The sequence below is a fragment of the uncultured Frigoribacterium sp. genome, assembly GCF_963515265.1.
GTDB lineage: Bacteria > Actinomycetota > Actinomycetes > Actinomycetales > Microbacteriaceae > Frigoribacterium.
In genome coordinates, this window is the sequence record NZ_CAUPYL010000144.1 from 1 (window position 1) to 6,748 (window position 6,748).

Consider the following 6,748-nt stretch of genomic DNA (forward strand, 5'->3'; position numbering starts at 1 on the left):
GGGCGGGGCGGGGCGGGGCGGGGCGGGAGAAGCTAGCTGCGGGCGAGCAGCGCGTCGGCCGCCTCACGGGCCCAGCGCTCGGCCTCGAGCACGCCCTCGAGGGTGCTCGGCCCCGCCGTGTGCCGGTCGACGACCTCGCGCACGGTGTCGAGGATGCCCAGGTAGCCGACCCTGCCGTCGTGGAACGCGTGGACGGCCTGCTCGTTCGCCGCGTTGAACACCGCGGGCCAGGTGGCGCCCGCCCGCCCGACCTGCTTGGCGAGCAGCACGGACGGGAACGCCTCGTCGTCGAGCGGCTCGAAGGTCCAGGTGGAGGCGGTGGTCCAGTCGAGGGGCACGCCGACGCCCGGCACGCGGTGGGGCCAGGCCATCCCGAGCGAGATCGGCAGTCGCATGTCGGGCGGCGACGCCTGGGCGATCGTGGACCCGTCGACGAACTCGACCATCGAGTGCACGATCGACTGCGGGTGGACGGTGACGTCGATGTCGTCGTAGTCGACGTCGAAGAGCAGGTGCGCCTCGATCACCTCGAGCCCCTTGTTGACGAGCGTCGACGAGTTCGTCGTGACGACGCGGCCCATGTCCCACGTGGGGTGCGCGAGCGCCTCGGCCGGGGTGACGTCGGCGAGGGAGGCGCGCGTGCGGCCACGGAAGGGCCCGCCGGAGGCGGTGAGCACGAGACGACGGACCTCGCCGCGGTCGCCGGAGCGGAGCGCCTGCGCGATGGCGGAGTGCTCGGAGTCGACCGGCACGATCTGCCCGGGTGCCGCGCGCTCGCGCACGAGGTCGCCGCCGACGATCAGGCTCTCCTTGTTGGCCAGCGCCAGCGTGGCGCCCGAGTCGAGCACGGCGAGCGTCGGCGCGAGGCCGACGCTGCCCGTGATCCCGTTCACGACGACGTCGGCCTCGACGTCGGAGACGAGCGCCACCGACTCGTCGGTGCCGAGGGCGGTGTGCTCGACGCCGAAGCGGGCTGCCTGCTCCGCGAGCTGGGCGGCGTCCGAGCCGGCCGACAGCCCGACGACGGTGAAGAGATCGGGGTGGGCGGCGACCACGTCGAGCGCCTGCACGCCGATGGAGCCGGTGGAGCCGAGGAGGATGACGCGACGCATGCGGTCAGCCTAGGGGCGCGCGCGGCGCCGTGCGGAGGCGCCGCTCAGGCCACGGCGAGGACGTCGATGACGAAGACGAGCGTGTCGCCGCCCTCGATGCCCGCGCTCGGCTGTCCGCCGTCGCCGTAGCCCTCGGCGGGCGGGACGACGACGAGCACCTGCGAGCCGACGGTCTGGCCGATCATCGCCGCGGCGAAGCCCGGGACGACCTGGGCGGTCGAGAACGGGGTCGGGGTGCCCTTGCCCCAGCTCTCGTCGAAGACCTTCCCGTCGCGCCAGTTGACGCCCTGGTACTGGACGGTGACGTTGGCGGGATCGGGGACGACCTCGCCGTCGCCCTTCTTCAGCACCTCGACCTGCAGCTCGGCCGGCGGGTCGGCGTCGGGGATCGTCACCGTCGGACGGCCGTCGTCGGCGAGCGTCACCTCCGGGAAGCCCGGCTGCGCGGGCTGGTCGACGCCGGTCGCGCGCGTCGGCACGATCGAGAACGTGTCGACGACGATCACGGCCGCCGCGTTCGGCGGCGCGGTGCCCGTCTGGGCCGGCTGCATGTCGGCCGCGCTGGCGACCGTGACCGAACGCGAGCCGGCCTGGTTGCAGAGCAGCGCGGCCTCCAGCCCGGGCACGTAGTAGTCGGCGCTGATGGTGAGCTGCTCGCCGCTGCCGCGCTCGTAGCCGGCGGAACTCAGCTCGGCGCCGGTCGTGGCGTCGAAGACCGTCACGGCCACCTGCACGACGTCGCCCGACTTCGTCTCCGGCCCCGTGCCCTGCGACACCACGGCCCGCTGGCTCGTCGCCGCCCCGAGGGGGCCGGCCAACGCGATGCCGGGCTTCTGCCCCACCTCGCCCGACACCTCGACCGAGTCCGCCTCGGCGCCGCCGCCCAGGCAGGCGGTCGCGGCAGGGCTGGCACCGGGCGTGGTGGCCGACGGCTCGGGCGCCGCGTCGTCCGTGCAGCCGACCAGGGCGACCGCGAGGAGCGGCACCCCGACCAGGCCGAGGAGGCGCGCGCGGCGACCGACGGCGGTCACGGTCAGTTCGCGGCCAGGATGTCGATCACGAAGACGAGCGTGTCGTCGCCCGCGATGCCTGCCTGCGGAGCGCCTGCCTCGCCGTAGCCCTCGGCCGGCGGGATGACGACGACGGTCTGCGAGCCGACGGTCTGGCCGACGATGCCCGCGGCGAAGCCGGGGATGACCTGGCCGGTGCCGAACGTGGTCGGCTCGCCGCGCTTCCAGCTCTCGTCGAAGACCGTGCCGTCCTTCCAGAGCGAGCCCTGGTACTGGACGGTGACCTGGGCGCCGTCCTCGACGACGGGGCCGTCGCCCTTGATCAGCGTCTCGACCTGGAGCTCGGTCGGCGCCTCCGTGCCGGGGAGCGTGACGGTCGGGCGGCCGTCGGAGTCGAGCTCGACCGTCGGGAATCCGGCCTGCGGCTCCTGCGCCTCGCCGCTCGCGCGGGTGGGCACGTCGGAGGGGGCGCTCGACGAGGAGGACGGGGCGGAGGTCGCGGTGTCGCCGGTGCTGGCCTCGGAGGCGCAGGAGGCGAGGCCCAGCACGAGGACGGGGACGGCGAGCAGGGAGAGGGAGCGGCGCATGGGAGTCTCTCGGTCGAGGGGCGGGGACGGCGCGGAGCCGGGACGGCACGGAGCCGCCCGGGTCGCAGGCGCCGGGTCAGGTCATTCTGCCCCACGCCGCCGCAGGGCCCGCTGAACGGCCGAGGCACGTCGACCCGGTTCAGGAGGCTGCGGCCACCAGGGTCGTGGGCTCGTGGCCGACGGGGAACGCGACCGACGCGGCGATGAAGCACTTGCGGGCGGCCTCGGCGTGCAGCGTGCCCGCGAGCTCGACCATCGACGCGTCCGCCACGGTGACGACGGGCCGCAGCGTGGCCGACGTGAAGCGACCTCCCCCGTCGGCGGTCTGCGTCATGGAGCCCTCGGCCGAGTCCCGGTAGGCGACCACGACCACGCCCGCGGACGCCGCGACGTGCAGGTAGCTGAGGAGGTGGCACTCGGCCAGGGCGGCGAGGAGCAGCTCCTCCGGGTTCCAGCGATCGGCGTCGCCGTGGAAGGTGCGGTCGGCCGACCCCTGGATGTCGTGCAGCTTGCCGGCGGCGGACACGGTGGCGTCGCGGCCGTAGCTGCGGTACGACGTCGTTCCGACGCCCCGGTCGCCCGTCCAGGCGAGGTCGACGGCGTAGTGGTGGTCGAGCACGGGATCCTCCTCGGCGGGGCGTCGATACACTCCCCATCATGACCCACCTGAGCGCCTCCGCCGGCGACCCGCGCCGTCCCCTCACCGCCGACGGGAGCGTCGAGCTCGCCGTCCTCGTCCGTTCGGGCCTCGAGGAGAGCCGCCACCTCGGCGCCGGGGTCGTCGTCGGGCCGGACGGAGCCGTGCTGCGCTCGGTCGGCGACGTCGGGGCCTCAATCTACCCCCGCTCCTGCCTCAAGCCGCTGCAGGCGCTCACCGTGCTGCGCGCCGGCGTCGACCTCCAGGGACCGCAGGCGGTGCTCTCGACCGCCAGCCACGAGGGCACCCCCGCCCATCTCGAGGTCGTCGAGGCGATGCTCGCGCGCGGCGACCACGACGAGCACGACCTGCTCTGCCCCGCCGACTGGCCCGGCGACCGCCGCAGCGCCCGCCTGCTCGACGAGCCCCGTCGCGCGGCCATGAACTGCTCGGGCAAGCACGCCGCCTTCCTCCTCGCCTGCGACCAGCAGGGCTGGGACACGGCGACCTACACAGCGATCGACCACCCCCTCCAGGCAGCCGTGCGCGAGACCGTCGCCGAGTTCACCGGCGAGGTCGTCGACCACGCCGGGACCGACGGCTGCGGCGCTCCCGTGTTCGCCACGACGGTCACCGGCCTCGCGCGGGCCGTCGGCCGGGTGGCCGGGTCGGCCGGTGACGTCCGCGACGACCGAGACCCCGACGCGGCGCACCTCGTCCGCTCGGTGCTCGCCGACGCCTGGGCGATCGACGGCCCGGGACGGGACAACACGGTCACGATCGACGAGCTCGGCGTGTTCGCCAAGCTCGGGGCCGAAGGCGTCATGGTGATGGGGACCACCGGCGGCGTCGGGGTCGCGGTCAAGGTGCTCGACGGGAACGTCCGCGCCGGCACCCTCGTCGCCCTGCACCTCCTCGTCGAGCAGGGCGTCGTGGAACAGGCCGCTGCCGACCGCGTCACCTCCGCGACCCTCGAGAAGGTGCTCGGCGGGGGCGTCCCCGTCGGCTCGCTCCGACTCAGCGGGGCGCTCACGACCCCTCAGGCGTGACCCGCTGACGGCTCCGTCCGCGCGTCGGGGGCATCGGGGGCGTCGAGCACCGACGTCCACGCCGGCGTGACGGGCACCGAGCAGGCCGTGCCGTCGCGACGGACGACGGCCACGGCACCGTGGCTCGAGATCTCGACGACGCAGGCTGCGGACGACCCTGGGCCGCCGCCTCCTCCGCCCTGCCCCGACCGGGCCTCGGCAGCTCGGCTCTCGGCGGCGCCGTGTCCGTCGGCCTCCGTCGGCTGCCAGGTCACGAGGCCGTCCGGAGCACCCCGGTGCCGTAGCTGGGCGCGGTAGCCGCCCGCGAGGGACCGGGCCAGCAGCTCCGGGCCCCGTACGTGCACCCCGCCGGCGGCGTCGACGCAGAGCGGACCGCCGGGCAGCTCGGCGACGCGCCGTCGGAGCGCCTCGGTGCGGGCGTGGCGCACGACGGCGGCACCGGTGTCGCCCACGAGGACGATCCCGCTGTCGACCCGCCCGCTGCCGAGGACGACGAGGGAGCGCACGCCGACGACCGGTGCAGCCTCACCTCGACGGAGCCGCTCCACGAGGTCGGCAGAGGTCGGCCAGAGGTGCCGCAGGGAGCGACGACGCGAGTCGATCCGGGCGTCGCAGACCGCCTCGGTCTCGTCGAGGGCCGCGGACCACCGGTCTCGGGCGGCGCGGGCCGCCTGTCGCCCGACGAGGCCCACGAGGCCCTGGGCCGAGGCCACCGACGCCCCGGCCACGAGGACGGCGAGGAGGTCGAGATCGCCCCGGGCCGCGCCCGCACCCCCGACCGCAAGGCCCGCGACCGAGACGGCAGCGACGGAGAGGGCCCGACGCGACGGCTCGGGCGACGGGGACGGCAGCACGACGACGCCGGGCGAGGAGGAGGTGGTCGCGGTGTCGGGGAATGTCACGAGGCCAGCCCACCACGGCGATCCGGCGGCGTGGCAGCTGTCCCCTGGCCCGAGGTCGGACCTCGGCTCGGAGAGCGGCCTGGGGAGGGATCAGCTCAGGAGATCAGCTCACGATGAAGAACTGCTCGCCGATCTCGACGCGCGTGCCGCGGGCCACGCGCACGCGCGTGCCCGGCTCGACACGTCGCGCGGGCTGCTCGTGGGGACGCACGACGGTGCCGTTGCCCGACCACCGGTCGCTCACCCAGAGGGCCCCGAGCTCCTGCCCGAACTCGAGGTGGGTCTTCGAGACGGACTTGCCCGGGTCGGCGATGCGGACCAGGTGGTCGAACCGCTCCCCCGGCTGCGGCGTCGGTGCCCGTCCGAGCAGGCCGGACCCGTCGACGGTGACGCTCTCGCCCGTGCTGAACTGGAAGAGGTACTCGGTGCCGACGGGGCCCCTCCTCACGAGACGGGTCTCGTCGACGTCGTCGTCCGTGACCAGGCGGGAGCGGGCGTCGCCGGCGAGGAGCCCCGACAAGGCCGACGCCGGTGCCGCCGTCGGCATGGGCGGCAGGTCGGGGAGACGGGGCGCGCCGCCCCCTTCGGGCGCTCCTGCCCAGCGGCCGGGGACCGCCCCGGGCTGGACCGGCGGCTCGGACGTCGGAGCGGTCGGCCGGGCGGCCTGTCGCTCGGGCGGCAGCTCGGCACGGTGCTCGTCGACGACCGGAGTCGCCTCGCCGCCCGCGTCGACGACGTTCTCAGGATCGGGTGCGGGTGCGGGTGCGGGTGCGGGTGCCGGAGCCGGTGCCGGTGCCGCAACGCTGGGACGCCACTCGGGCGGCAGCGGAGCGACCGGTCCGGTGAAGGACAGCGCCACCGACTGCACGACGGCCCCGCACTCGGGGCAGAAGATGTCGTCCTCGTCGAGCAGCGCGCCGCAGTGCGTGCAGTGTTCGACGACCTTCTGCTGACCGGGCTCGACCAGGGGGACCGGGTCGCCGTCCGGCACCGGCGCGACCGCCGGGGAGGCGCCGGGTACGGCCCGAGGCAGCGGGGCCACCGGGGCCGTGTCGCCGGCCACGGCGTCGGGAGCGGGAGCCGGTTCACGGAGGGGCACCGGGGCCACGGGGTCGGCCGCAGAGGGCTGCCCTGGCTCGGACGACTGTCCGGGCTCGGATGCGTCGGGACCGGAGTGCGGTTCCGCCTCGGGCTCGGGCTCGACGGCGTCCTCGCCGTCGTCGGCCCCGGGGACGGACCCCGCAGGGTCGGTCGGTCCCGGCGTCCCGTCCGGCGCCGTCGGGGTCTCGGTCGTTCCCGGGGCGGAGCTGTCGTGCCCGTCAGCCGGATCGTCCAGGTCGGCCGCAGCCGAGGAGCCGACGACTGCGCCGCCCTCGGGACGGGCGGCGTCGTGCCGACCGCCGGCGGGTCGCCCGGCCTTCTGGCCGGCTGCCTCGTCCGCGACGCCGTCG

The 6,748-nt window shown here is 75.6% G+C and carries 7 protein-coding genes; 1 reads left to right on the plus strand and 6 read right to left on the minus strand.

Annotated elements, in window-relative coordinates:
• Positions 1 to 32: 32 nt before the first annotated feature.
• From RWM17_RS10855 to RWM17_RS10870, 4 genes are all read right to left on the minus strand, one after another.
• Positions 33 to 1,112 (minus strand): 1-deoxy-D-xylulose-5-phosphate reductoisomerase, encoded by a 1,080-nt coding sequence (locus tag RWM17_RS10855; RefSeq protein ID WP_314103575.1) that lies wholly within the window; start codon positions 1,110 to 1,112, stop codon positions 33 to 35.
• Between the two features lie 44 nt (positions 1,113 to 1,156).
• A complete protein-coding gene (locus tag RWM17_RS10860; protein ID WP_314103576.1) occupies positions 1,157 to 2,143 on the minus strand; it encodes an FKBP-type peptidyl-prolyl cis-trans isomerase in 987 nt (328 codons plus the stop codon).
• A 2-nt stretch (positions 2,144 to 2,145) separates the two neighbouring features.
• Positions 2,146 to 2,709 (minus strand): FKBP-type peptidyl-prolyl cis-trans isomerase, encoded by a 564-nt coding sequence (locus RWM17_RS10865; protein WP_123546284.1) that lies wholly within the window; start codon positions 2,707 to 2,709, stop codon positions 2,146 to 2,148.
• A gap of 139 nt (positions 2,710 to 2,848) precedes the next feature.
• Positions 2,849 to 3,358, minus strand: a complete 510-nt coding sequence (locus tag RWM17_RS10870) for an OsmC family protein (RefSeq protein WP_314103581.1) — start codon at positions 3,356 to 3,358, stop codon at positions 2,849 to 2,851.
• Positions 3,359 to 3,366: 8 nt separating this feature from the next.
• Here RWM17_RS10870 and RWM17_RS10875 point away from each other — a divergent pair, with 8 nt between their 5' ends.
• A complete protein-coding gene (locus tag RWM17_RS10875) occupies positions 3,367 to 4,395 on the plus strand; it encodes an asparaginase (RefSeq protein ID WP_314103584.1) in 1,029 nt (342 codons plus the stop codon).
• On the opposite strand, the gene RWM17_RS10880 is transcribed toward RWM17_RS10875, so the two are convergent.
• Entirely contained in the window at positions 4,386 to 5,297 is a 912-nt protein-coding gene (locus tag RWM17_RS10880) for a hypothetical protein (protein WP_314103587.1), read from the minus strand. The two genes, RWM17_RS10875 and RWM17_RS10880, sit on opposite strands and share 10 nt — an antisense overlap.
• A gap of 103 nt (positions 5,298 to 5,400) precedes the next feature.
• The coding region (locus RWM17_RS10885; protein WP_314103590.1) for a zinc-ribbon domain-containing protein at positions 5,401 to 6,748 on the minus strand (1,348 nt) is incomplete at its 5' end.

Excerpts from the sequence above, each read along its gene's own strand:
- RWM17_RS10855 (WP_314103575.1), bottom strand. The coding sequence starts at position 1,112 with ATGCGTCGCGTCATCCTCCTCGGCTCCACCGGCTCCATCGGCGTGCAG.
- RWM17_RS10865 (WP_123546284.1), bottom strand. The coding sequence starts at position 2,709 with ATGCGCCGCTCCCTCTCCCTGCTCGCCGTCCCCGTCCTCGTGCTGGGC.
- RWM17_RS10875 (WP_314103584.1), top strand. The coding sequence starts at position 3,367 with ATGACCCACCTGAGCGCCTCCGCCGGCGACCCGCGCCGTCCCCTCACC.